Below are 24833 nucleotides of genomic sequence, written 5' to 3'. Positions count from 1 at the left end.
GCTCCCCTTTTCCATCAGCGTGTATAAATGTTCGGCTTCTCAGGTGTCTGCATGCCTTCGCCTAAATAAAAGCCGGTGTGCGGCGGCTGGTTGTAGCCGACATTCTGCCAGGCGATTCCGAGGCGATAGACGGCATCATGCATCAGCGTATACAGGCGGTGTTCCGTCATATCTGTCGTCGTGTAGATGCGCAGTTCGCTGCTGTCATCTGCTCGCCAGATCACTTCTTCGCGCCAGTCTCCGAGAATGTCAGCCTGCAGGGACGGCGTCGCTTTTGTTCCGTTATTTGCCGAAGCTCCAGATGCTGTCAGCAAGTTAACGGTTCGCGAATTTCGATAATCCCATTTATCAATTCTGTTGCTGTCCAGAAGCTCTCTTTGGAGATCGCCGTCCCACCAGATGCCGAAGTTCGTTGATGAAGGCAATGTGCTCCCGATTTTTACGCCTTTTGCCGTATAAAGACCGCCGTTCGCCCATACTTCCGCTCCTTCGTAGCGCGGATCGATATCAGCAGCCATCCCGCGTCCGACATCCTTGCCTGCGTGCACTCCCCAGATGATCTTTCCCGTTTTCGCGTCCCGGAAAGACAATCCATAGGGAGAATTGCTGTTTTCATGCACTTGAAAGACTTCGAGTCCCGGTCTTGAGGGGTCCAGGTTTCCTGTATGCATGGCATCCCCATGTCCCCATCCGGTTGAATAAAGGCCTTTACCGTCATGATCGACAGCCATCGCTCCGTATATGATTTCGTCCTTTCCATCTCCGTCAACATCAGCGACGCTCAAACTGTGGTTACCTTGACCGGCATAGGCGCCATTTCCGGGAGCGTCCGAATCGAACGTCCACAGTTTGGTCAGCTTTCCGCCTCTAAAGTTGTAAGCGACAAGCACTGTTCTCGTGTAATAACCGCGTGCCATGACAAAACTCGGCCGCTCCCCGTCAAGGTATGCGACACCGGCCAGAAAGCGGTCAACCCTGTTGCCGTAGCTGTCTCCCCAATCGGCTACATTTCCCCGGGCAGGTTCGTAGTTGACCGTTGTAAGCTCAGCGCCTGTATCGCCTTTAAAAACCGTCAAATACTCAGGCCCTGACAAAATTCGGCCTTGGGCATTGCGATAATCGGCGTTTGCATTTCCGATCACCTTTCCCTTGCCGTCTTTCGTCCCGTCGGCTGTCTTCATGGCGATTTCCGCTTTTCCGTCGCCGTCAAAGTCATAGACGAGAAACTGTGTATAATGGGCGCCGGCGCGAATGTTTTTGCCAAGGTTGATTCTCCACATCATGGTCCCGTCAAGCTTGTATGCGTCAATCAGCACGTCTCCCGTGTATCCGTCCTGTGAATTATCCTTTGAATTGGAAGGATCCCACTTGAGAATGATTTCATATTCGCCGTCTCCATCAAGATCGCCGACGCTCGCATCATTGGCGCTGTATGTGAATGACACCCCATCAGGCGTTTTTCCCCCGGCCGGTTTTTGCAGCGGAACAGATTTGTATGGTTTATTCCAAACTCCGGCGGTTTCAGAAGGAGACTGCTCCACGCCGTTCAAAACGGCGCGCACCTGGTAAACGGCATTCGAATCCCCGCCTGCATCCTGATAATTTGTACTCGATGTAATCGGGGAACCGTTCAGCTTCTTTCCGTTTCGATACACATTAAATGAAACAGAAGCGGACTCGGTTCCGAGCAGCCGCCAGCTCACAAAGACACCGTTCCCCGTTTTAACAGCGACAAGCCCCCGGTTCAGCGACTCCATTTGCCTTGCCTGCGCAGCCGTCCGCCCGTCTGCTTCCGCTTGTTCCGAGAAGCCGGTCACAAGCGTGATGAATAATAGAGATGACATGGCCAACAGTTTCTTCCACCTTTTCTTTCCTTTTTTCATCATCTTCTCCCTTCGCCTTTTTGTAAGCGCTTACTTAAAAGGGATTCTATTACGGCTTCCATTTTTATTCAATTGCACTTTTTTGCCGAAGGGAAAAGATGTGTTCAAGTCCGATTTAAAGCGGTTCTCCTTTTTCAATTGATACTTTTTTGCTCACTTTTCTCATTTTTGCACGGTTCAGCTAGCCTTCCAGGCGCAAAAAACAGCGATGTGCGATGAACATTAATACAAGAGCAAACAAACTGACACCATAAAATGGAATCAGTCCCGGAACCGTCAACAGCACATAAACGACAAAGCCTCCAGCAGCAGCCATTCCGGCCGTCGTCAAAGGACGAACGAGACCGATCAGTGCAGCCTGTGAAAAATAGCGGGCAAACGGCAACTGAACGTGAACGTAAAGCGGAAAAATATACACGAAAACTACGACATACATGAGTCCGGCCATCAGTGTGGCATAGCTGATGATGATTGAAAATAAATCCTCACGGACGCGGAAAAATTGATAGTTTACTAATAAAATTGTGCCGGCGGCGAGGAGGATGAGGCCAAGTCCGTTTGTTTTGAAAAACTCTTTTTTATACGTTTGATAAAACGTTTTGAATACCGGTGCGTCCGTCCGGCCGAGCAGCCACTTGCGCACGACCGTGAACATCGCGGCAGTGCTCGGAGCCCAGCCGAAAACAACGCCTCCTCCCAGCGTGAATAAAACCCAGAGCGCGTTCAGCCAGGCGATTTTCATGATCGCTTCACAAGCGCCGTACATCATCGCCATCACGCCTTTTTCCCGCATGTCCGATCCCCCTTTCAGTCGCGCAGCAGCCTGCGCACTTCAAAGTTGGCGTAGGCTGCTTTCAGCGGAGCCATTTGCCTGAAGCCGATTTTTCCTCCTCCGTAAACCGGGCCGAAACGCCTGCCGTCATCCTCCCATTCCAAAATGGACAGCCCGTTGATTGAAAAATGAACGGATGCCCCGTCTTTTATGAGCTTCATTCGGTAGGGAGGCAAAGCGTCATTAGCGGGCGGAAGCGGGTCGGCTCCCTCACAGACGAGGTGAAACCCGCGGCTTTTCCTGAGGTTGCATGTTCGGAATGCTCTTTCATCAGCATGCTTATGTCTGAAATACGACAGGTGCAATGTGTTGATGTCCCCTGAATGATATTGCGGATATTTCCCTGTTCTCTCCGCCAGCCGCCCGTCAAATAAATCTTCCCCATTGATCCCGGTGGCTGCAAAAAATATCATGCATAAGCCGGGCTCCCGCACAGGATAGAAATCCCACTTCACAACTATTCCATCAGGGAATGTCTCTGGACACCAGTAAACAAAATGGGCATCGTCTCCATATTGCTCAGCATCGAGTTCATTCTCCATATGCAGGCGGCCGTTCGGAAAACGAACGATTCCTTTCCCTTCCATCACCCAGCCGCGGAGATCTTCAGGAGACGATAAAGGGTTTTGATAAATCAGGCTTCCTTCTCTTGCATTACACTTCGGCACGGAAGTCGCTCCTTTCACAATGAAGATAAGCCGCTAGAGGCAGGCCGAGCTCTCTGATTCCTTCTGTTACCAGCCAGGCGACTTGACGGGCCCCCGCCTCGGAAAAATGAGTATTGTCTTTAATTCCATTTGGATAATGAGGATGTTCATGCGGCTGAAAGTGGACGAACAGCCGTTTTGAGCCTTCCGTTCCGAGAGATTCATAGAGCGCTTTTGTTTTGGACCATAAATCGATGAGCGGAACTTCGAAGCGGTCAGCGAGCGCCTTCATCGCTTTCGGAAAATCTCCGAGTGTGTCGGCAGGCTTTCCGTTTTGATCAAAGCGTCTGCGCTCTGCGGAAGTGATCAAAACCGGAGTCGCCTGTTTTTCGCGAACCGCTTCAACATAGCGGACAAGATGCTCCTGATAGGTTGTATACGGGTCTGTTCCGTACGGTTTTTGATCGTTGTGGCCGAACTGGATCAACACATAATCACCAGGCCCAAGCCGCTCCGTAATGTCATCGAGCCGGCCTTCATCAATGAAGCTGTTCGAACTGGCCCCGCCTTTTGCCATATTCACGACCGCAGCCTCATCTGAGAAAAACAGCGGAAGCATCTGTCCCCAGCCGGCCATCGGCGCTTCATGCGGAGGACAGTCTGCGACGGTCGAATCCCCGGCCAAATATACTGACACTTTTGGCTTTTCGTCTGTTCGTTTCATAACACTCTCCCTTTCACGAAGATTCCTGATGAATCTGCCTGTAGCGGCTCGGCGGAATGCCGACCTGCTTCTTGAAAATCCGGTTGAAATAGCTGTGTCTGTAGCCGACCTCTTCAGAAACGTCATGGATTTTTTTATTCGTTTCAAGAAGAAGCTCTTTCGCTTTTTCGATTCTGAGACGGGTAACATAGTCGATAAAATTGATGCCGGTTACTTGTTTGAAAGCTTTGCTCAGCGTATACGAATTCGTCCCGGCTTGATCGGCGCAGCTTTCAAGCGAGATATCGTTCATATAATGCTGATGAATCATCTCAAGCACCTGTTCGACAAGCCGTTTTTGCTGTCTGTTTTTCCTGCCTTCCATTTCTTTTAGATACGGGCTTACGACACGATCTATCATCCAGCCGACGGCCCTTTCCGGCTCCCTCAGCTCTGAAAGCTCCTGCAGCAGATTTTTTCGGCTGAACAATTCATAAGGGTGAAGGCCGGAATGAAAGATCTCTTCCTGGATCTTTGCCAACAGCTGCATCATGCCCGGCTGGATGCGGATTTCCGTCTTTCCTTTTTCGGACAGCTCCCGGATGAACAGCCTGATCCGCCTTTCGACTTCATCCCTTTCTTCAAGCCGTAACGCCCTGACGACCTCTTTTTCAAGGGTGAACGGATAGTATGATTCAACGGGAGGCATGTCTTCCTTCCGGCTTAAATCGATCACCTGGCTGGCGTTTTCGAACTGTCTGTAATGCCTGCCTTCTTTCACCTCTTCATACATGCCGGGAATGTCTTTTAACATGTGAGCGGTTTTTGATACCGTCACTGTGACGTGGAGTCTTGATATGCCGCAGATCACATCCGTCAGCTCACGCACAAATTGGGCGGTTTCTTCCTTGAAGGCTGTTTTCCTGCCGCTCATCAGCAGCACAGCAAGCGATAACGAACGGACATCGGTCATATAAATATGTTTGAAAGTCCTACCAGCCAGTTCGCGCGTAATGTTGCCCAGCAAAAAACCCGCCAGACTTTCATCCTTTTTTGTAAAAGCTCCGTTCCCTTCGTAAAGTCCCGTCAGCTGGATATCGATGATGGTAAACACATTGTCTTTCGCTTCCCAGCCCCACCTTTTCAGACGATCTCTCAAATTCCTCTCTGATTCATCTGCAAAGTATCCGCCGAGAAGGCGCTGAAAAAAAACGTTTGCAGCCTGGGGCATTTCCTTTTTCAGTCTGCCGCTTTCCTCAGTCAGGTCTTCCCAGCGCTTCTCGAGCCAATGAAATTCATCCGGAAAATGAGCGGCCTTACCCTCTCCTGAACAGAGCTTGATCAGCCTTGCGACAGGTGAATAAATTTTGTGTGACGCATACCATGACAGAATGAAAGCAAGAACGATCCCGGCGATGCTGACCGACGCGACGAGCTTCGATAAAAACAACACCGGAGCCGTAATCGCCGACATCGGTGAAGCCGAGACATAGGTCCATTCCTGGTTTAATCTGTCCATTCGTCCGTATGAAACGGAATACGCCCCTCCGCCCCAATCCATCACAAAGGAGCCCTGTTGATTTTTTTGTTTCTCAAGCCTCCCTTTTAAAACGCTTTCAAAATTGGCTTTGCCGCGTTTGCTCCCGGAAAAAACAGGCTTTTGATTATGATGAAAAAGAAGCGCTGTTCCCTTTGAATACGGTGAAAGGCTTTCCAGCAAATGCCCCATTTCTTTTTCGTCAAGCGTTAAAATCAGCGCGCCGAACGGCTCTGAGATGCCTCCCGGAATTTTGTGGACAAGCGCCATTCCGTAAGGAGCGGCGCTCATGTCTTTCCAATAAACGTTTTGACCGCCTTCAAGCAACGAATGATAGGCCTTTAAGATGTTCCGGTCGGTCATTCCGCTGTATTCCGGATTTAAAAGAATCGGCTCTTTCCCTTGAATAAACAGTTCAACCTTGTGAATGAGCGGATTTTGATCCTGAAGCACAAACAGCGATTTTGAGAGCCTGTACGTCGTTTGAAAATCCGTTTGCAGATCGGCATCGGCCAGACCGTTCATCAGGCGCGGATCATATGCAAGCTGGGAGAGCATGATCTCAAGCCCTTCCAGCTTGTCATCGATTTGGCTGATTTGGCGTTTCACCTGGTTCTCGTGCATTTGTTGGAGCTCTTTTTCAATTTTTGCAGCAGAAAACAAATAGATTCCTGCACCCGTAAATAAGCCAGGAATACACGCAATCAGCAGAATCAGCACAAAGCTTTTTTTAAAAAAACTTCCTTTTCGCCGTGAAACATATCTTTGATGCAGCTTTTTCATCCCTCTCCCCCCACTGCAATGAAAAGAATGTTTCTTTTTCAATTTCTATTGGAACGCGCGCGACTTGGAGCGGACGACGTCTGCCAAAAACGTCAGGGCAAGCCCCTGTCCCCAACCTTGAATCCGTTTATACGGAACGTCTTTGTATCCCTGTGCATCCCGCATCACTGCTGTGCCCGCTGAAACGCGTTCCACCCTTCCGTCAGGCGCGACCGCATCTGTTATGGCTGTGAGCGCCTTCTGAACGGATTTGTGGTATAGCGAGCCTCTGGACAGCAGGCCTGAAGCAATCCCCGCAGATCCCGACACTTCAAGATATGAATCAGGATCCGTCAGTACGGTGTGCCATAAACCAGAAGGATGCTGAAGCCTGACAAGCGCGCTCAACAAGTCTCGAAGTGAACCGTCAATGATCATATATGAAGGATGCGTAACATCGATCAAAGGGAGCGCTTTTGCCATTGTCAAAGCGGCCCATCCGTTTCCCCTTCCCCAAAATATGCCTGACAGATTGTTTTTGGCCACATGGTCCCATCCGTGATAATAGAGATTGGTCTCCATGTCCTGCAAAAATTCCTCATGGCCGTGATACTGGCGCAGCCCGTCTTCAAAATATGCCTCGCTGCCGACAGTTTTGCCGATTCGGAGAAGGAACAAGCCCGCCATCATCATCGTATCGACCCATGCCTGTTCAGGGAATACATGTTTCTCTGAGTTGACGGTGTGCTGCAAAATCCCGTCTGCGAACCGGGGCGCTTCGCGGAGCACATAGTCCGCCATTTGCCGGGCGGTGTCAAGATAACGGTCATCTCCTGTCGCCTGGTAAAGCGATAGAAGGGTATGGCCGATGGATACCCCGTTGATCGACAGCTTAGGCAAGCCGTCTTCAAGCTTTTCATCCGTCCAGTTTTTCAAAAGTTCGAGGTATTCGTCATTTTCGGTTGCTTCATACGCCTCAGCGACGCCGTAAAACGCGACACCGCCCGGCCAATCCCATTCGAAATCCATCTGAAATGTCCGCTTGACGATTCTGTCGATCACTTCATTCAGTTTTTCTTCATCAAAAACAAGCTTTGTCATGCACTCTTCTCCCCCTTTGTTATTTTAATCCGCTCATGCTGATTCCTTGGACGATCGATTTTTGAAAAACGAAAAATACGAGAATCACCGGGACGAGTGAGACGACTGACATCGCAAACATCGCCCCCCAGTTAGACGCCGTTTCCGTATCTAAAAACAGCTTTAATGCCAGAGAAACCGGGTAGAGCTCCGGCTTGTTCAAGTAAAGAAGCGGATTAATCAGCTCCTCCCACTTCCAGTAAAACGAGAAGATGGCGGACGTCGCGAGCGCCGGCGCGATCAATGGCAAAATGATTCTGAAAAAGATGCCGAGACGGCTGCAGCCATCAATTTTTGCCGCTTCATCGAGTTCTACCGGGATCGTCCTGATGAACTGAATCATCAAAAAGATAAAAAACGCGTGCCCGAAAAATTGGGGAACAACGATCGGCTTGAATGAATTCAGCCATTCCAGTTTTGCAAAAATGATGTATTGCGGAATCATCAGCACCTCGTGCGGCAGCATCATCGTCACCATCATGCAGCTAAACCAAAATGCCTTTCCTTTAAACGGAATCCGCGCGAATCCGTAAGCGATGAACGCTGAGGACAAAACCGCACCAACCGTCGAGAGGCCGACGATGATAAGCGAATTTTTAATAAATGTGATGAACGGCTGTCCGGCGATCCCTTTCCAGCCCTCCGTGTAATTGGACAGGATCAAAGGGTCCGGGATGAGCGAATGGGATGTGGCGAATATGCTCGCACTTTCTTTAAACGAGCTTGCGATCAGCCAGATAACGGGATACAAAAGGATGATCGCAAGACCGGCAGTCGCGATATGGAACACGAGCTGCCCGGCTCTTTTCTTTCCCGTTCCTGCGGGAAGCGGGGCAGGCGCCGCCCGCCCCGAAATGTCTTTTACCGGCTCCACCAGCTACCCCTCCTTCGATTCGTAATGCACCCATAAGGATGAAGTTTTGAACAATATGAATGTGACAAGGCCGATCAGGATGAGCATCACCCATGCCATCGCCGATGCGTAGCCCATTTGGAAAAAGTTGAAGGCCCGCTGGAACAAATAGAGGGAATATAGAAGCGTCCCGTCAAGCGGACCGCCTTCCCCTTTTGAAATAATATAGGCCGGCGTAAAGGTCATGAAGGCTGAAATGGTCTGCATCACCAGGTTAAAAAAGATGATCGGACTGAGAAGCGGGAGCGTAATGAGAAAAAAACGCTGAAATCTGTTTGCACCGTCGACGCTTGCCGCTTCCTGATACATCGGCGGAATATTTTTCAATCCGGCAAGAAAGATCAGCATGGAAGAGCCGAACTGCCACACCGACAAAAGAATCAAGGTCCACAATGCGCTTGTCGGATCCTGATACCAAAGAATCTTCTTGTCAAATCCGAGGAAGAACAAAAGCGCATTGATAACACCGTCATTGCCAAATACATTTCGCCACATAATCGCGACCGCCACGCTGCCGCCGATAATGGACGGGAGATAAAAGAGCGTCCGGTAAATGCCGACACCTTTTTCGGCTCTGTTCAAAATCACCGCAATGAAAAGCGCAAACGCGAGGCGCAGCGGAACACCCGCGAGCACGTAATAAAACGTCACTTTCAGCGAGCCCCAGTACTTTTCATCATCTGTCAGCATCGCCTTATAGTTGTCAAGGCCGACCCATTTGGGCGGGGTGAACAGATCGTAGCTTGTAAAAGACAGAAACAGCGAGGCTCCCATCGGAATGACGGTAAAGCATAAAAATCCGATAATAAACGGGGAAATAAAGGCGTAACCCGCCAAATTGTCAATTCTATTTTTTCGCTTCACGTTCACTTCCTCCTGCATTTGATGAGCGGCCTTCCTCCACTTGCCCCGCTTATCATTGTTGATTTCTTTTCAGTATCGCGTCCGCTTCTTTTCTGAACTTCGTGGCTCCTTCTTCAGGCGTGATCTTTTTAAACAAAATCTGGTCTGATGTATCTTTTAGCAGTTTGATAACTTCGGCGCTGCCGATCGGTTCAGGCGGTTCCGCTTCCCCCGCGGACTCCGAAGCCCGTTCGACATATTCGAAAATCTTTTTCTCCTCTTCACTCAGTTCTTTCTTCACCGTTTCCGCAATTTTGGAGGAAACCGGCACGCCTCTTTCTCCTTTGATCAGGGCATTGGCTTTTTCATTGTTAATAAAGAAGTCGATGAATGCAGCCGCTTCTTTTTTTTGCTCGGAGCTTTTCGGGATTGAAAACAGCATGCTCGGCCTTAAAAACAGCGCCTTTTCTTTCGCCTGTTCAGGAGGCAGTTTTAATGACAGAGGTGCATCGGTCAGCTGTGCGAATGCCGAAAACTGATTTGAATAATTCCATGTTGCAGCCGTTCGGCCTTTAACGATAAAATCGTCCTCCATTCCCTTCACTTGCGCGCTTTCATCAGGTGTCGGCGATGCTTTTTCATCAACGAGCTTCACCTGACGCTTGAAGTAATCGACAAACAGCTTGTCTTCTGAATAAGCAAGGCCTGTGCCGTCCTCTTTATAAAAACGCTCGCCCTTCGTCCTCAAGTAATAAGGGAAAAAGACATCAGGCGGATGCATGCCGTTTGAACCGTATTGCCCCGTCTTCTCCTCGACCTCTAGCGCCAGGTTTTCAAAATCGGTCCACGTCCAGCTGCCGTCGTCAATTTCAACGCCCGCTTCTTTTAGCATGTCATCATTTGTAATCACCGACAGCACATTCACACCGAGCGGGAAGCCGTATAACTGATCACCGATTTTGCCGCCTTTGATCGTCTTTTCATCAATCGATTCGGTATTGATGGTCCCGTCCTTGACGTACGAAGTCAGGTCTTCAAGCTGGCCTTTCTTGCCGTACTGGGATAAATACGCCATATCCATCTGAATCACATCTGGCAGCTGACCCGCCGCAGACATCGGGGCAAGCTTTTTCCAATAATCGTCCCAATTCGCAAACTCCGCTTCGATTTTGACATGCGGGTGTACCTTTTCATACAGCTCGATGATTTTTGATGTATAATCATGCCGAGGCTGTCCGCCCCACCACGCGACCCTCAAGGTAACCTTCTTTTTGCCGTCCGCACCGGCCGCCTCTTCAGTGTTTGAACTGCATCCGAACAGGCCGAGCGTCAGCAAAACGCAAAATGAGAAAAACACAAATTTTCTCATCAACATTTCCCCTCCTTATTTTGTAAGTGCTTACATTTCATTTTAAATTCAACTTTTTGTCCTAGAAACTCAAAAAACAGAGAAGAATGTTAAAAAAACAGAGATTCCGTCAATACGCAAAAAACCGCCGAATATACCGGCGGCATTAAAACGTGTTTTCTTCTTTTTTTCGAAATTCTGACGGGGTGAATCCTGTGTATTTTTTAAAAACAAGGCTGAAGTATTTCGGATTGTGGCCAAACCCCAGCTCCTCTGCCAGTGCGCCGATGGCCGTGTTTTTAGACTTCTTCATCTTCGCGATCGCTTTTTCGATGCGCACCTTTGCAACATAGCTTGAAAACCTTTCACCGGTTTCCTGTTTAAACAGCTTGCCGAGATAATCCGGATTCATGTACAGCATGTTGCGGGCTGCCCATTTCAGCGAAAGCTTCGGATTTGAGGCCTCCTTTTCGATGAGATCGAGCATCCTCCCGATTAAAACCGATCTCTCTCCTTCATGTTGGACGATCTGTGCGTATGCCTTTTCGTACATAGCGGAGGCTTCGCTGATACTGCCGCTTTCGCTGAGTGATGCTTCAGGTTCAAATTGAAGCAGATGGCGTGAAAGTTCTTGGACGCTTTTCATTTTTTCCTCAAGTACGGCAGGAGCGACTTTTCCGTCAACTGCACAAACAAGCACTTGTTGAACGCAGGCCGAAGCGATGACAGAACCGTTCAGCACCTCATCCGCAATGGACTCAACACCTTGGGCATAGTCTTTGTCATCCCCGTCCCGGACGGAAAACAGGATCAGTCTGATGACCTTTTGCTCTGAAAAAAAGCGCAGGCACGTTTCATCCTCGATGCGGCTGCCCGTGACCAGCTCTTTTAACATTTGCTTCATAAGATGCGGCTTCATCATCTCCAGATCATTTTTTACTTTTTGCGCCGATTCCTCTTTTTTCAGCTCGCCGATCACGCTTTGAAGCGAATCTGTAATGTGGTTTTCATTGCAGGGTTTGAGCAAATAATGTCTGACTCCGTATGACATCGCTTTTTTCGCATATTCAAACTGGCCGAAGCCCGTCAGCAAAATAAACCGGATTGACGGGTAGTCGCGGGACACTTTCTCGATCAGTTCGAGTCCTCCCATCCCGGGCATTTTAATATCGCTGATCACAATGTCCGGCCGCTCTTCCATAATCAGGCGGTAAGCGTCAATCCCGTTTTGTGCGGCTCCGATCAAAGACGTTTCGAACGAACTCCACTCGATCATGCTGGAGATGCCGTCGAGAATAATCCGTTCATCGTCCGCCAACAGCACTTTATACATCATCACACCCCGCTTTGAAATGGTATTTTAATTAACATTTCGGTTCCCTTGTTCTTTTCGCTTGAAATCGTCAAGCCGTACCCTTTGCCAAACATCAGCTGAATGCGCTCATCGATATTTTGCAGTCCGATTCCTCTGCCTCTTGTCCGGACAAGCTCTTTTCTCGCTTTTTCCAAAAAGTCTTCATCCATGCCCGGTCCGTTGTCGGTAACCGTTAAATATACAAACCCGCCTTTTTTATATGCTTTAATGTGAATATGGCAAGGTTCAATGAAGGGCTCGAGACAGTATGTAATCGCATTTTCAGCCAAAGGCTGGAGGACAAGCTTTGGCACGCGGCATTTTTTCACCGCCGGCTCAATGTCGAGTTCAAAAACGAGCCGCTCCTCAAAGCGAAAACGCTGAATGGTAAAATAGTGGAGCACAATTTCAGCTTCTTCCTCGATCGTCACCACGTCGTTTTTCATATTGATGGCATTCCTGAGCAAAAACCCGAGGGATTCCGTCATCTTTGAAATTTGCGGCTGACGGTTCGTTTTTGCCAGCCAGTTGATCGACTCGAGCGTGTTGTATAAAAAGTGGGGGTTAATTTGCGCTTGGAGCGCTCTGAATTCCGTCTCTTTCAGCATCAGCTGCTTCTCGTAGTTCTCGGCAATCAGTTCATTGATCCGTTCAACCATTTTAAAAAAGTTGCGGTTTAAGACGCTGACTTCATCCTGCCGGTCTGAAGGAGCACGAGTGAGCGGCGCCAGTTTAAAATCGCCGGTTTGGACATTTTTCATGGCTGCCACCAGCTTCTCAATCGGACTCGTAATGCCCCTGGCCATTTTTCTTCCAAAAAGAACCGCAATCAAAAAGAAGAGGATAAAAAGGGAAATCAGGATCGTCTTCATCGCAGAGATTTTCGAAAACATCGCGTCAAAAGGGATCAGGCTCCAATACGTCCAATTCTTATACGCTGATTTGACATATGAAACGAAAAAGCGCTGGCCGTTTTCCTCCACAATGTCATATCCGTTTTCTGCGTGAGAAGATAAACGTAGTCCATCGGTTTGGCTGAAAGGCATTTCAGAAAAAAACAGCTCCTGCCCGTCCGACATCGCAATCTTGCCTGCGCCTTCCCCCCAGTCTTTCGGAAGATCGCCGATCACCCGTTTTAAATCGGCGACAATCACCACTGTTCCCAGATGGTCAAGGTTTAAACGCTCATAGGAGCGAATTTCCCGGACGGATAACAGCTCGCCGGTTTCACCCGGCATGGGCTCCCACGTGTTGCTGCCTTTTTGGCGCGACGCTTTTTCGATCAGCGCATTCTTTTGCTCCCGCAATGCTTCGGTTAAATTCGCACCTGCGGAATACTCGGTTCCGGAAGCATCAAACAAATGAATCGATTTAATGTACCGCTTAGAGCCGGTATATTCGGCAAGCTTATCCCAGATTTTGCTTTTCATTCGGTAGGTCACGTATTTGTTTTGGCCGCGGCCGGCTTTCAGAAGGTTTGCTTGGATGGCGGCGTCAGTGGTCAGTTGATATGACACATCCTCAATCTTTTTCAATTCATCTTCAATGCTTTTTGATGATAACATCAGCACCTGTGACGACTTCCTGTAAATCTGCTGGTCATAGACACGGAACGCGTATTGAACGCCACTCAAGATCAAGATGAGCGAAACAGCCATGATCAATGAAATCAAGATAAACAATTGATCTTTAATTTTTAAATGCTGATACCGGTTCACCGAACGAACACCTTCATTTCAAGCGTGTGACGGCAGCCTGTTTATCTGTCCGGCGCCCGTCTATTGCGCGGAACGCCTGAAACGAGAGCTTCGTCAAAATGAAGCTTAAAGCGCTGCCGCTGAAGAATAGAAGAAATGTGACATGAAATAAAGCGAGCAGAATCATGCCAAACGCGCTGATCAGCATGAAAAACGAGGTGAGCGGACGGGAAAAGCCGATGATAAAGCTGTATTTCAGCACTGCAATCCGTTTTAAATCGTAGTGGACATCAATTGGAAAAGCGTAAAAGAGGATGATGGCGTAAATGATAAACAAACTGATGAACAGACTTAAGACAACCGGCTGATCGTGAAAATAGACGGCCGCAATTTGAAAATCAACAATCAGCAATAAACCGACCAGACCCAATATCAAACCGAGAACGCTTGCTTTGGCCCATTTCTTTTTAAACGCCTGATAAAACGTCTGAAACACCGGGATATCCATCTTTCCCAGCGCCCACTGTCTTGTCACAGCGAACATCGCGGCAGTCGCCGGCGCTAAACCGAAGATGACCGCTCCCGCCAGCGTGAAGCCGATCCACAACAGATTCAAATAGGCGAGCCGCATCACCCACTCGCAAAAGCGGTAAAATCCATTTGCCAACGTGTGAATCATGGTCTCCCTCCTTCGCAACTTAGTAAACGCTTACAAAAAATATATTTCTCTTCTTTCGAAAAAAATCCTCTTTTCCCCGCTGACAGACGGAAGAAGGCTTGATCTAAAAGCCTTAGACCAAGCCCTTGCTTCCGCTATTTAGCCGATGTCTTAATGTTGACGCCGACCGCCGTCCCGTTTCTGCTTGAATCTGCAACCCCCATAAACGTTCTGTTCTCCCGGTCAATGAAAATGCTTTGGACATTGCCGATATCAACCGGATTCGCACCGAATCTGTGGCCGAAGTCATTGAGCTTCAGTCTGACATCCTCCGGCATTCCCGATTCATAGCGGTAAGAAGTCAGGCTGTTCGTATAGATTCTCGGCTCTTCAATCGCATCCTGAAGGCTCATGCCGTACTCAAAATAATTCAAGATCGTCTGGAAAACGGAAGCAATGATCGTCGTTCCTCCCGGGGAACCGACAGTCAGCACCGGTTTTTCGTCTTTAAAAACGATCGTCGGCGTCATGCTTGAAAGCGGCCTTTTATTCGGCTGAACTTCGTTCGCTCCGCCTGGAACCGCATCAAAATCGGTCAGTTCATTGTTTAAAAACAGTCCGTACCCGGGCACTAAAATCCCCGTTCCAAAAAGCTGTTCAATCGTAGTCGTATAAGAGACAACATTGCCCCACTGGTCCGTGACGGTAAAATGCGTCGTCTCCCCGATCGTCTTATCTTCAGGCTGAGGCACGATCTCATAATTCGGCTCTCCCGCCTCGTATTTCCACGGATCGCCTGCTTTCACATCGCGGTTCATCGAATCAAGGCTGATCAGCTGCTGCCGCTCCTTAATATAATCGGGATCGAGCAGCCCTGAGAGCGGAACATCGACAAATTCCGGATCGCCCGCATATGCCGCCCTGTCCGCATAGGCGAGGTGCATCGTTTCCGCGAGCAGATGATATTTTTCAAATGATTTTGGATCGTATTGCGATAAATGAAAATCATCAATCAATTTCAGCATCTGCAGCATGAACACTCCGCCTGAGCTTGGAGGAGGCATGCTTGCGATATCATAGCCGTGGTACTCGCCCCAGATCGGCTTATCTGTTGTGACCTCATAGCGGGACAGGTCATCAGGTGTCATCGCCCCCCCGAAATCTTGCACGACATCTGCAATCGCCCGGCCGATTTCTCCATCATAAAAGGCTTTTGACCCTTCTTTCCGTATTAATTTAAACGTCTTGGCCAAATCCTTTTGTACGAGGATATCACCTTCTTTCAAAGGTTCACCGTCGGGAAGGAAAATATCCTTTGCGGCCGTTTTGCTGAGCTTGTCCTGATGGTCCTTTATTGCATCGGCCAAAACCGAATCGATCGGGAACCCTTCTTCTGCAAGCTTAACGGAAGGCGATATCAAGTCTTCCATTTTCTTCGTTCCCCACTTTTTATGCGCTGCTTCGAGCCCTTTCAGCGTTCCCGGCACACCGACCGCATTTCCGTGTCTCGACCTTTCTGAAAAAGGAATCACCTTTCCGTCTTCATCCAAAAACATGTCAGGTTCGGCACCCTGTGGAGCACGCTCCCTGCTGTTGACGATCGACGTTTCCTTCGTCTCGCCATCGTAGACCATCATGAATCCACCGCCGCCGATTCCCGACATCATCGGCTCCGTTACATTCAGAGCATACTGAATCGCAATTGCTGCATCAATGGCATTCCCGCCCTTTTTCAACACTTCGGCTCCGATTTTTGATGCAAGCGGATGGGCCGTAGCCACCATACCGTCTTTCCCGACGGCGACTTTATCACCATCTCCGCCGCTCATAACCCCTTCTGCTTTTGACACCGGACTGAAAAAGCAACCAACCGCCAAGCAAATCGCAACAACTAAGAAAGCTAACCGTCTCATCAGATCACCTTCCTTTCCAGTTTATTACTACTATAACAGGAAAGTGAACTGAAAATAAGGAAAACTCCCAATTTTCTATTTTTTTGAACCCAAACTCCCAAATTCCTCAAAAAAATCCTATCATTCGTTCTTTTGACACAATGAGCTGAAAGGAGAAAACGCCTATTATCATCATAAAATCCCGGATGGCAGCTGGTGCTTGCGCCCACCTAAAAGATGTGAATATCTAAAAATTAAATGGTTTTTTTTCGACTGCACCTGTTTTTTTTCGACAAAAAGTTATATAATATTTTGATGTGTGCATTGTCTCATTTAAACAATGGAGGGTTACAAATGTTGAAAAGAAAAAAAGACAAGTTTTCCGTGCTTTTGACGGAAATTGCAAAAAATTTAGACGAAACAGCTGAGTATTTTGTTAACTATAAAGTGACGAATCAGACAACCCTTAAAGAATTCGCGGATACCTTAAAAGAGTATGAGACAAAAGGAGATAATTATGTACATACGATGATTAAGGAGCTGAACAAAGCATTTATCACGCCGATCGAACGCGAAGACATCCTTCAGCTTACAAACAGCCTCGATGATGTACTCGACGGTATCGAACACTTTTCAGCCATGATGGAAATCTTCTCGATCACATCTTCAGATGAGCATATTGATAAATTCAGCGGCTATATCAGAGAATGCGCAAAAGAAATTCTGTTGACAATTGAATTGCTGGCGGAAAATCGCCTGACAGAAATTCAGCCGCACGCCATTAAAATTAAAGAATACGAACATAACTGCGATAACCTGCACCGCAAATCGCTGAAGAATCTTTTCGGGAAAGAGACCGATCCGATTAAAGTGATCCAGTACAGGGAAATCTATGAGACGCTAGAAGAAATCGCAGATTCATGCCAAAGTGTAGCAAACAATTTAGAAACCATCATAATGAAAAATGCGTAACGAGGGATTATAATGGATCTTTTATTTGTATTAACCATACTGATTGTCATCTTTGCTTTGGCATTTGACTTTATCAACGGTTTTCATGATACGGCAAATGCGATCGCCACCTCGGTATCGACAAAAGCGTTAAAACCAAGGCACGCCATTATAATGGCGGCAGTTATGAACTTCGCCGGCGCCATGACGTTCACAGGCGTAGCGAAAACCATTACGAGCGACATCGCCGACCCTTTCAAACTGGAAAACGGATCGGTCGTGATCCTTGCAGCTCTTATCGCAGGCATTACATGGAACCTGGTGACTTGGTATTTCGGCATTCCCAGCAGCTCATCCCACGCGATCATCGGAGCGATTGCCGGAGCTGTCATCGCATCGGAAGGATTCGCCGCGATTAAATACCACGGATTTATTAAAATTATCGAAGCACTTATATTATCGCCCATTTTGGCGTTTGTTTTAGGATATTTGATCTACAGCATCGTCAAAGTCATTTTTAAGAACAGCAATCTGGCCAAAACGAATAAGCGGTTCCGGCGCGTTCAAATCGCGACAGCTGCCATACAGTCCTATACACACGGCACGAACGATGCACAGAAAGCGATGGGTATCATTACGATGGCTTTAATTGCGGGTAACTTGCACAGTACAACTGACATCCCGTTCTGGGTGCAGCTTGCATGCGCCACAGCCATGGGACTCGGAACATCTGTCGGCGGCTGGAAAATCATCAAAACCGTCGGCGGAAAAATCATGAAGATCCGTCCCGTCAACGGTGTCTCTGCAGATTTGACGGGAGCCCTCATCATCTTTGGTGCGACGATCGTCCATTTGCCTGTCAGCACGACACACGTCATTTCTTCATCCATTTTAGGCGTAGGCGCTTCCCACCGGGTGAAAGGCGTAAACTGGGGCACCGCAAAACGGATGTTGATCACATGGGTCATTACCCTTCCCATTTCGGCAACCATCGGTGCATTTGCCTATTTCATACTAGATTTATTCTTTTAATCAGCACACTCCCGTCCGAATCCAGGACGGGAGTTTTCATGTTTAAAAGAAAGCCGGCATAACAATAGAATAGGAACTGCACTATTTCTCGGGAAGAGGGAAACCAGTTATGCTGCTATTTTATCAATTCCTTGTTTGGCTCATTGTATTGGCGCTGGCTCTGTATGTGGCTGCCGTGTGGCGTTTTGAAAAAAAGCTCACCGAAAAAACGGTCGCGATCCGAAAAACGTGGTACCTGCTTTATGTTATCGGCGCCGTGATTTATTGGACGCACGATCCGCAGTCGATTTTCACAAACCCGCTTCATTACCTGATCGTTGCCGTTTTTTTCACGCTGACAGACGCTTTTATTTTCTTAAACGCTTACTTTAAAAAGCTCGGCAGCTCCGAACTCGCGACAGACACAAGAATGCTTCTCGAAGAAAACAACGACCTCCTCCACACATATCAAAACAGGCTGAAAACGTTTCAATACCTATTGAAAAACGAACCGATCCACATCTATTATGGAAATATAGAAGCATATGCAGAAGGGATCGAAAAGCTCATCAAACGATTTGCCGAAAAAATGAATATATCCGCTGCACTTTGCGAATATAATTCAGAAGAAAGCAAGGATCATTTGCTTGAGCATATGGAAAACCGCTTCGATGTTCAAGAAAAGCTTGAGCGCAAAGACGTTTATTATGAAGAAAATGGAAAAATGGTCCTCATTCCTTTTTCCATCCACGATTTTGACTATGTCATGAAGTTAACCTCAGAAGACCTTGTCACAGAATTTGACTACCTCCTGTTTACTTCTTTAACAAGCATCTATGATCTTCTGCTACCAAACGAAGAGGACGGTGACGACTGATGGAGCCTGCTTTTCAGCAAGACCATGAAAGCGCAAAAAAGCGCCTCGCCTTTAAAATGTTTAAAAAGCAATCCAAAACCAATATCGCGAAATACGAAGTCAGCCCCCATACCGAACGGATTTTCCGGCAAAACGAACGGCTGATCGGCGAGTATAAAAGAAAAAAAGCTTAACGAGGACGGGAAAATTCTCCCGTCCTTATTCCGTTTTCCCGTTTCATACATACAATAAACCAATCAACTAAAAGCGCTGAATTAGGTGATGCTGTGAAAAAACTGAAAAAACAAGTCAAACACGTCGATTTCGCAAAATTTGGCCTGTCAGACTATACCTCTCTTCTCAGAAGAAGAAGCGAGAAAATCATTAAAACGCTGAACAAAAGAAAAAACAAACCGTGAAGCCTGAACTTTCAACCTCCTTCCCTGCTGAGAAGGGGGTTTTTTATGCCTTCAGCAGTATGTGCATCATAAAGGATGCCCCTGTCCGCCTTCTGCAACAGATTGAGGCAGCTTCTCAGAACGTATCGGTTTCACAAACAAAGCGACGCAAATAGAACCTGCCACCGCCAGCCCTCCCGCAAGCAAAAAAGCGCTTGTGAAAGCCCCGGTATACTCGACGATGTACCCTGTAACGGTCGGACCGATAATACCGGACGTATTGGCAAGAAAGTGCATGAATCCGCTCACACCCCCGACCCTGTCCGGATGAACGATATCCTGTATAATCGCCCAGTATGTGATGCCGGTCAAATACAAAAAGAAAACCGATAGTGCGACAAGGGCAACAGCTCCAAACGCAGTCGTGACAAGCCCGGCAAATCCAATGCATACCGCCGCAGCCAAAAGGCAGCACACAAGCACGGCTTTTCTCGAAAACATCTGTTTGCCCGTCAGCTTGAACAGATAATCCGATATAAATCCCCCAAGCGCGAGACCGAGAAATCCGACAACCCACGGTATCATCGTTGCAACGCTCATATCGTGTATGCTCAGCCCCCGGGCTGACGTTAAATAGCTCGGAAACCACGTTAAGAAAAAGAATAAAATATAGTTGTAAGAAAAGAATGCGAACGCCGTAAACAGCACGGTCGGCTGCTTCAAATAAAAAGACAGCGGGATGCCGGTATCCTTTTTCGGACGCGCTTCTTTTTCAGGGAACAAACTGCGGGAGTCGTCCGGCTTATCTTTCATGAATTTCATCCAGAACCAAGTCCAGATAAGCCCGATGATCATGATCAACACAAAGGAAGCCTTCCACCCCCAATGGATCGCGATCAATCCGACGATCGGTCCTGAAATGGCTCCGCCGAGCGGCGTTCCGCACATCGTCATGCCAAGCGCCCTTGCTCTTTCTTTTTGCGGAAACCAATTGTTGACCGACTTGCTCGTTGCAGCTGACAGCGGACCTTCCCCCATGCCGAAAATGACGCGGATGATAAACAGTGAGACGAAATTATATGTCAGTGCAATGGCCCCGCTGAAAACCGACCATACGACCATTGCAGCCGACAGCGTATGTTTCGCTCCATACTTATCTGATGCCCAGCCGCCGATAAAATTAAAGATGGCATATCCGATGAAAAAACTGCTGAACAGCATGCCCATCTGCGCCGGACGTATGTTCAAATCTTCCTGAATAAAAGGAGCGGCGACAGACAATGCTGAACGATCCAAATAATTAATCACTCCCGCCAGAAAAAGCATCACGATGACAAACCCGCGGCCGTTTGAAAACATGGGCAACCCCCTCTTTCTGGAATTTAGAAAACGCTTTCATTTTATGTGGTATTACAGATGGATCAACACTTTCACAGGATTGGTTTCCGGAGCAAGTGCTGATTGAAATCCGTCAACAACATCGCGGAACGCAATCTGTCCGGTAACAAACCGGTTCGCATCCGCTCCGCCATCCCTGATGGCTTTTATCACCGTCTCAAAATCGCTTCTTAATGCGTTGCGGCTGGATAAAATGGTCAGCTCCCGCTTGTGGATTTCAGGATCGGGCATGACCAGATGGCCGTGAACCAGCCCAACATAGATCAGCCGGCCCCCGTGTGCGGCGTACTGATAAGCGCTGTTCATCGATCCAAGGTGCCCTGTCGCGTCAAAGACAGCCGCCGGATAGTCGCCGTTCGTCAACCGTTTGATCTCATCCGCCACATGTTCTCCCGCTAATACAACTTCATCGGCTTCAGCCCATTCACGGCTAAATGTGAGGCGCTCATTCCTGACATCCATCGCGATGACTTTCGCCCCCTTCAATTTTGCGAATCTCATCACGCTGAGCCCGATGGGACCCGCTCCAACGACAAGCACCGCTTCCCCTTTTTTGATATTTGCCCTTTCTGCAGCGTGGGCGCCGATGCTCAAACATTCAATGACAGCAGCTTCGCTGAGCGTCAATCCTTCTGTTTTTAACAGGTGGTCTGCCGGGATGTTTATGTATTCCCGCATGCCCCCGTCTGTATGAACACCGAGGACGTTCAGATTCACGCAGCAGTTGGGCCGGCCGTGCCGGCAGGCGATGCATGTTCCGCATTCCAAATAAGGAATAATTGACACTTGATCGCCAGGCTTAAGCGTTCCGCCGGTATCATCGATGCTGACAATTTCACCGGACAGCTCGTGTCCGAGCACCCTTGGATAAGAGAAAAACGGCTGTTTTCCGCAATAAGCGTGAAAATCGGTCCCGCAAATTCCGATCCGTTTGATGCGGACCAATGCTTCCCCATCCTTAAGTTCCGGTATTTTCACATCCGTCATTTTAAAATGATAAGGCTTTTCACACACAATCTGCTTCATGTATCGGCCTCCTTTATCGCATCGTTTAGACACCGGCATAAGCCGTAAACCCGCCATCCACCGGCACTGTTATACCGGTAACAAATCCGGACATATTCTCATCCGCCAGCCAAAGCAGCGTCCCCAGCAAATCTTCCGGGCTGCCGAAACGCTTCATCGGGGTGTGAGAGATGATCTTCTTTGCCCTGTCGGTAAATTCGCCGTTTTGATCAAGAAGAAGCCGTTCATTTTGATTGGTTAGGAAAAATCCCGGGGCAATGGAGTTGACCCTGATCCCCGTTTCGGCCAGATAGACGGCCAGCCATTTCGTGAAATTGTCGATGCCCGCTTTCGCAGCACTGTAAGCAGGCACTTTCGTCATCGGAGTTTGAGCGCTCATTGAAGAAATATTGATCACGGATGCCCCTTTTTGGTTCAGCATCATTTTTGCAAATTGCTGTGTTGGAATGAAAGAACCGAGGAAGTTTAAATTGAAAACAGAACCGACATCATCGCAGTTCAGATCAAATAATGTCTTGATGTTATCCTGGAAGAGGTGCTCGGAGTTGAATGTTTCATCTGATGTCGTGCCATTGGGGTGATTGCCGCCGGCCCCGTTCACCAATAGATCACAGCCGCCGAATCGGTCGGCCACAACGCGCTTCGCCCGTTCAACGCTTCGTTGATTGATGACATCACACTCAACGGTAATCGCTGCGCCGCCGGCTTTTCGAATAGCTTCGGCCACGAGTTCTCCTTTTTCAACGGTTCGATTAAGAATGGCAACATTCATACCCTGCCGGCCGAGCTCTCTCGCCATCGCGCCGCAAAGCACCCCGCTGCCGCCTGTGATGACCGCAGTTTTTCCCGCTAAATTTTCATGGATTTCAAGCATTGTGAAGCCCCCTGTTCTTCTCTATTAAGCGAATCCCATATGCCCCATAAATACATGATACCGAGCGCCCTGTCATACAGTCCGTAGCCGGGCCTGCACTTTTCATCCCAGATGTGGCGGCCGTGATCCGGACGTACATAGCCTGAAAAACCTGTTTCATGGTAGGCTTTTACAATCCCGCAAATGTCAACGGTGCCATCTTTTGTTCTGTGCGATGTTTCGATAAAATCGCCGTTTTCGTAGACTTTGACGTTGCGGATATGGGCAAAGGGAATCCGGTCGGCATACGCACGGATCATGGCGGTAAGATCATTTTCGGGATTTGCGCCCAATGAACCGCTGCACAGTGTCACACCATTAGCCGGATGATCGACAAGCTGGAGAAGCCGACCGATGCTTTCTCCTGAGGTCATGATGCGCGGGAGTCCGAAAACCGGCCACGGCGGATCATCGGGATGGATCGCCATTGTGATTCCGCAGCGTGCGGCGGTTGGAATGATGTGTTCAAGAAAATAGTGAAGATGGCTCCACAGATCCTCCTCCGTCACATTTTGATAGGCTTCAAACAGCCTTGTCAGATGCTCCAGCCGCTCCGGTTCCCAGCCCGGCATCGTGAATTCGGGATGCTTGGCGATTTGATCGACAAGCGCAAAAGGATCGATTGTGTGCACCTTTGCGTGCTCATAAAACAGAGCGGTGGAACCGTCTGGAGCCTTTTTGTATAAATCGGTCCGCAGCCAGTCAAATACAGGCATAAAATTGTAGCAGATCACTTTTACGCCGGCTTTGGCCAAATTTTCAATCGTTCGCTTGTATTTTTCAATATACAGATCTCTCGTCGGCAGCCCGAGCTTAATATCCTCATGAATGTTAACGCTTTCAACAACTTCAATGTGAAAACCGTGCTGTTCACACTGCCGCTTCACTTCTAACATTTCTTCCAATGGCCACTCTTCACCTGGCGGCTGATGATGAAGCGCCCAAACGATCCCCTCTACACCGGGAATTTGCCTGATCTGCTCAAGGGTGACAGAGTCGTTTCCTTCTCCATACCATCTGAAAACCATTTTCATCACACTTCCTCCTCACCGATTCAATAAGATAAAATGATCTTTGTGACCTGATGGGGACAGTTTTTCGCTTTTTTCAATGCCTCTTCTATTTCTGTAAAAGGCATGATCTCAGTGACAAAAGATCGGGCTATTTCGGGGTTTTCATTCAAAAATTGAATGACGTCGGGAAATTGATTGACACTGTGTTTTGTTCCGTAAATTTCAATATCTTTCTTTGTGAGAAGAAGACCCGGAATCGTCACATTTTCCCCCGTTAAGCCGACAATGACAATGCGCCCGGCGGCAGCTGCCAAATGGACGGATTGCTCAATCGTCGCGGGAATCCCGGCCGCTTCGAACACAATCCCCGCTCCTTCTCCGTCTGTCAGCTTCAGAATCATTTGCTCGGCATCCTCTTCACCAGGCTGTATAACGGCATCCGCACCGAATGCTTCGGCAAGCTCAAGCCTTTCCCGTACGGGATCGACAGCGATTACACGGGAGTCAAAGCGCTTTTTAAGCTGTGCCAAAATCGTTAACCCGATCGGACCCATTCCCAATATGACAATCGTTTCGCCTGTTTGAATAGCTGCCCGCCGAACCGCCTGCGCTCCGATGGAAAACGGCTCGCACAATGCTGCGGCTGCAAAATCCATTTGCTCAGGAATCGGATGGACATGCGTTTCCGGGACAATGATAAAATCAGCGAAGCCTCCTCTGCGAACCGATCCGATCATATCGATGTTCACACAGGCGTTTGTCCTCCCTTTCCGACAAGGGTAGCAGCCTCCGCACGGAATAGCCGGTTCAATTACGACCCGTTCGCCCGCGGATCGCTCCCTCACCCCGGCCCCCGTTTTTTCAATGATGCCTGCGAGCTCATGACCAAAAATCTGAGGGTACTGTGCATATGGATTTGAACCGTCGTAAAAATGCACATCACTGCCGCAAATCCCGGCGGCTTTTACCTTGACAAGGACTTCGCCGCTGGCCGGTTCGGGACGCGGAACGTCGCGAAATTCAATTGAAAATGGCTTCGTCATCACCGCAGCTTTCAC

At 48.5% G+C, this 24833-nt stretch carries 23 protein-coding genes; 5 read left to right on the top strand and 18 right to left on the bottom strand.

Annotation, left to right across the window (positions count from 1 at the left end; all coding sequences use genetic code 11):
• Positions 1 to 14: 14 nt before the first annotated feature.
• The 13 genes from M1D59_RS07115 to ggt form a co-directional block, all read right to left on the bottom strand.
• Positions 15 to 1883 carry a rhamnogalacturonan lyase gene (locus M1D59_RS07115; RefSeq protein ID WP_144498136.1) on the bottom strand — a complete coding sequence of 623 codons (1869 nt, stop codon included), beginning with the start codon at positions 1881 to 1883 and terminating at the stop codon, positions 15 to 17.
• 181 nt (positions 1884 to 2064) lie between these two features.
• Complete coding sequence (locus tag M1D59_RS07110) at positions 2065 to 2676, bottom strand: YesL family protein (protein WP_020451062.1); 612 nt, start codon at positions 2674 to 2676, stop codon at positions 2065 to 2067.
• Positions 2677 to 2690: 14 nt separating this feature from the next.
• Complete coding sequence (locus M1D59_RS07105; RefSeq protein WP_458117904.1) at positions 2691 to 3383, bottom strand: YesU family protein; 693 nt, start codon at positions 3381 to 3383, stop codon at positions 2691 to 2693.
• The gene (locus M1D59_RS07100; protein ID WP_105979012.1) at positions 3370 to 4086 is read right to left on the bottom strand and encodes a rhamnogalacturonan acetylesterase; all 717 of its coding nucleotides are present in this window, start codon (positions 4084 to 4086) and stop codon (positions 3370 to 3372) included. The genes M1D59_RS07105 and M1D59_RS07100 overlap by 14 nt, the downstream gene beginning before the upstream one ends.
• A gap of 13 nt (positions 4087 to 4099) precedes the next feature.
• Positions 4100 to 6385 (bottom strand): AraC family transcriptional regulator, encoded by a 2286-nt coding sequence (locus tag M1D59_RS07095; RefSeq protein WP_458117903.1) that lies wholly within the window; start codon positions 6383 to 6385, stop codon positions 4100 to 4102.
• 45 nt (positions 6386 to 6430) lie between these two features.
• Positions 6431 to 7465, bottom strand: coding sequence for a glycoside hydrolase family 88/105 protein (locus M1D59_RS07090; RefSeq protein WP_023856745.1), 1035 nt, complete (start codon positions 7463 to 7465; stop codon positions 6431 to 6433).
• 19 nt (positions 7466 to 7484) lie between these two features.
• Complete coding sequence (locus M1D59_RS07085; protein ID WP_458118044.1) at positions 7485 to 8294, bottom strand: carbohydrate ABC transporter permease; 810 nt, start codon at positions 8292 to 8294, stop codon at positions 7485 to 7487.
• Positions 8295 to 8381: 87 nt separating this feature from the next.
• On the bottom strand, positions 8382 to 9299 hold the full coding sequence (locus M1D59_RS07080) for a carbohydrate ABC transporter permease (RefSeq protein ID WP_031305097.1): 918 nt from the start codon (positions 9297 to 9299) through the stop codon (positions 8382 to 8384).
• A gap of 34 nt (positions 9300 to 9333) precedes the next feature.
• The gene (locus M1D59_RS07075) at positions 9334 to 10629 is read right to left on the bottom strand and encodes an ABC transporter substrate-binding protein (RefSeq protein ID WP_458117902.1); all 1296 of its coding nucleotides are present in this window, start codon (positions 10627 to 10629) and stop codon (positions 9334 to 9336) included.
• A 145-nt stretch (positions 10630 to 10774) separates the two neighbouring features.
• A complete protein-coding gene (locus tag M1D59_RS07070; RefSeq protein WP_095290119.1) occupies positions 10775 to 11944 on the bottom strand; it encodes a response regulator transcription factor in 1170 nt (389 codons plus the stop codon).
• Positions 11944 to 13680 carry a histidine kinase gene (locus M1D59_RS07065; protein WP_458110487.1) on the bottom strand — a complete coding sequence of 579 codons (1737 nt, stop codon included), beginning with the start codon at positions 13678 to 13680 and terminating at the stop codon, positions 11944 to 11946. Before M1D59_RS07065 ends, M1D59_RS07070 begins: the two co-directional genes overlap by 1 nt.
• A gap of 13 nt (positions 13681 to 13693) precedes the next feature.
• Positions 13694 to 14338: a YesL family protein gene (locus M1D59_RS07060; RefSeq protein WP_003180888.1), complete on the bottom strand. Its 645-nt coding sequence runs from the start codon at positions 14336 to 14338 to the stop codon at positions 13694 to 13696.
• Between the two features lie 134 nt (positions 14339 to 14472).
• Positions 14473 to 16230 carry a gamma-glutamyltransferase gene (gene ggt, locus M1D59_RS07055; protein WP_095290114.1) on the bottom strand — a complete coding sequence of 586 codons (1758 nt, stop codon included), beginning with the start codon at positions 16228 to 16230 and terminating at the stop codon, positions 14473 to 14475.
• 333 nt (positions 16231 to 16563) lie between these two features.
• Between ggt and M1D59_RS07050 the strand changes: the two genes are divergently transcribed.
• The 5 genes from M1D59_RS07050 (at position 16564) to M1D59_RS07030 (ending at position 19446) form a co-directional block, all read left to right on the top strand.
• A complete protein-coding gene (locus M1D59_RS07050; RefSeq protein ID WP_023856737.1) occupies positions 16564 to 17181 on the top strand; it encodes a DUF47 domain-containing protein in 618 nt (205 codons plus the stop codon).
• 12 nt (positions 17182 to 17193) lie between these two features.
• Entirely contained in the window at positions 17194 to 18192 is a 999-nt protein-coding gene (locus tag M1D59_RS07045; RefSeq protein ID WP_075212749.1) for an inorganic phosphate transporter, read from the top strand.
• Between the two features lie 109 nt (positions 18193 to 18301).
• Positions 18302 to 19048 carry a type II toxin-antitoxin system SpoIISA family toxin gene (locus M1D59_RS07040; protein WP_023856735.1) on the top strand — a complete coding sequence of 249 codons (747 nt, stop codon included), beginning with the start codon at positions 18302 to 18304 and terminating at the stop codon, positions 19046 to 19048.
• Positions 19048 to 19221: a type II toxin-antitoxin system SpoIISB family antitoxin gene (locus M1D59_RS07035; protein ID WP_023856734.1), complete on the top strand. Its 174-nt coding sequence runs from the start codon at positions 19048 to 19050 to the stop codon at positions 19219 to 19221. The genes M1D59_RS07040 and M1D59_RS07035 overlap by 1 nt, the downstream gene beginning before the upstream one ends.
• 93 nt (positions 19222 to 19314) lie before the next feature.
• Positions 19315 to 19446 carry a hypothetical protein gene (locus tag M1D59_RS07030; protein WP_023856733.1) on the top strand — a complete coding sequence of 44 codons (132 nt, stop codon included), beginning with the start codon at positions 19315 to 19317 and terminating at the stop codon, positions 19444 to 19446.
• Positions 19447 to 19512: 66 nt separating this feature from the next.
• Here the strand turns inward: M1D59_RS07030 and M1D59_RS07025 are convergent, their stop codons facing one another.
• From M1D59_RS07025 to M1D59_RS07005, 5 genes are read right to left on the bottom strand one after another with little or no spacing between them, the layout of a single operon-like run.
• On the bottom strand, positions 19513 to 20784 hold the full coding sequence (locus M1D59_RS07025) for an MFS transporter (RefSeq protein WP_035338913.1): 1272 nt from the start codon (positions 20782 to 20784) through the stop codon (positions 19513 to 19515).
• 51 nt (positions 20785 to 20835) lie between these two features.
• Positions 20836 to 21849, bottom strand: a complete 1014-nt coding sequence (locus M1D59_RS07020; protein WP_268509256.1) for a zinc-binding alcohol dehydrogenase family protein — start codon at positions 21847 to 21849, stop codon at positions 20836 to 20838.
• A gap of 25 nt (positions 21850 to 21874) precedes the next feature.
• Positions 21875 to 22723: an SDR family oxidoreductase gene (locus tag M1D59_RS07015; RefSeq protein WP_224145965.1), complete on the bottom strand. Its 849-nt coding sequence runs from the start codon at positions 22721 to 22723 to the stop codon at positions 21875 to 21877.
• Positions 22699 to 23796 (bottom strand): mannonate dehydratase, encoded by a 1098-nt coding sequence (gene uxuA, locus M1D59_RS07010; RefSeq protein WP_035338920.1) that lies wholly within the window; start codon positions 23794 to 23796, stop codon positions 22699 to 22701. The genes M1D59_RS07015 and uxuA overlap by 25 nt, the downstream gene beginning before the upstream one ends.
• A 20-nt stretch (positions 23797 to 23816) precedes the next feature.
• Positions 23817 to 24833: a zinc-binding alcohol dehydrogenase family protein gene (locus M1D59_RS07005; protein ID WP_023856729.1), complete on the bottom strand. Its 1017-nt coding sequence runs from the start codon at positions 24831 to 24833 to the stop codon at positions 23817 to 23819.

The sequence above is a fragment of the Bacillus sp. PK6-026 genome (assembly GCF_054161455.1).
This window is presented reverse-complemented; position numbering and strand designations above follow the sequence as displayed.

Coding starts and splice junctions, on each gene's coding strand:
- M1D59_RS07020 (WP_268509256.1), bottom strand. CDS start 21,849: ATGAAGCAGATTGTGTGTGAAAAGCCTTATCATTTTAAAATGACGGAT.
- M1D59_RS07015 (WP_224145965.1), bottom strand. CDS start 22,723: ATGCTTGAAATCCATGAAAATTTAGCGGGAAAAACTGCGGTCATCACA.
- M1D59_RS07100 (WP_105979012.1), bottom strand. CDS start 4,086: ATGAAACGAACAGACGAAAAGCCAAAAGTGTCAGTATATTTGGCCGGG.
- M1D59_RS07070 (WP_095290119.1), bottom strand. CDS start 11,944: ATGATGTATAAAGTGCTGTTGGCGGACGATGAACGGATTATTCTCGAC.
- M1D59_RS07095 (WP_458117903.1), bottom strand. CDS start 6,385: ATGAAAAAGCTGCATCAAAGATATGTTTCACGGCGAAAAGGAAGTTTT.
- M1D59_RS07050 (WP_023856737.1), top strand. CDS start 16,564: ATGTTGAAAAGAAAAAAAGACAAGTTTTCCGTGCTTTTGACGGAAATT.
- M1D59_RS07110 (WP_020451062.1), bottom strand. CDS start 2,676: ATGCGGGAAAAAGGCGTGATGGCGATGATGTACGGCGCTTGTGAAGCG.
- M1D59_RS07035 (WP_023856734.1), top strand. CDS start 19,048: ATGGAGCCTGCTTTTCAGCAAGACCATGAAAGCGCAAAAAAGCGCCTC.
- M1D59_RS07040 (WP_023856735.1), top strand. CDS start 18,302: ATGCTGCTATTTTATCAATTCCTTGTTTGGCTCATTGTATTGGCGCTG.
- M1D59_RS07025 (WP_035338913.1), bottom strand. CDS start 20,784: ATGTTTTCAAACGGCCGCGGGTTTGTCATCGTGATGCTTTTTCTGGCG.
- M1D59_RS07060 (WP_003180888.1), bottom strand. CDS start 14,338: ATGATTCACACGTTGGCAAATGGATTTTACCGCTTTTGCGAGTGGGTG.
- M1D59_RS07045 (WP_075212749.1), top strand. CDS start 17,194: ATGGATCTTTTATTTGTATTAACCATACTGATTGTCATCTTTGCTTTG.
- M1D59_RS07090 (WP_023856745.1), bottom strand. CDS start 7,465: ATGACAAAGCTTGTTTTTGATGAAGAAAAACTGAATGAAGTGATCGAC.
- M1D59_RS07075 (WP_458117902.1), bottom strand. CDS start 10,629: ATGAGAAAATTTGTGTTTTTCTCATTTTGCGTTTTGCTGACGCTCGGC.
- M1D59_RS07080 (WP_031305097.1), bottom strand. CDS start 9,299: ATGCAGGAGGAAGTGAACGTGAAGCGAAAAAATAGAATTGACAATTTG.
- uxuA (WP_035338920.1), bottom strand. CDS start 23,796: ATGAAAATGGTTTTCAGATGGTATGGAGAAGGAAACGACTCTGTCACC.
- M1D59_RS07115 (WP_144498136.1), bottom strand. CDS start 1,883: ATGAAAAAAGGAAAGAAAAGGTGGAAGAAACTGTTGGCCATGTCATCT.
- ggt (WP_095290114.1), bottom strand. CDS start 16,230: ATGAGACGGTTAGCTTTCTTAGTTGTTGCGATTTGCTTGGCGGTTGGT.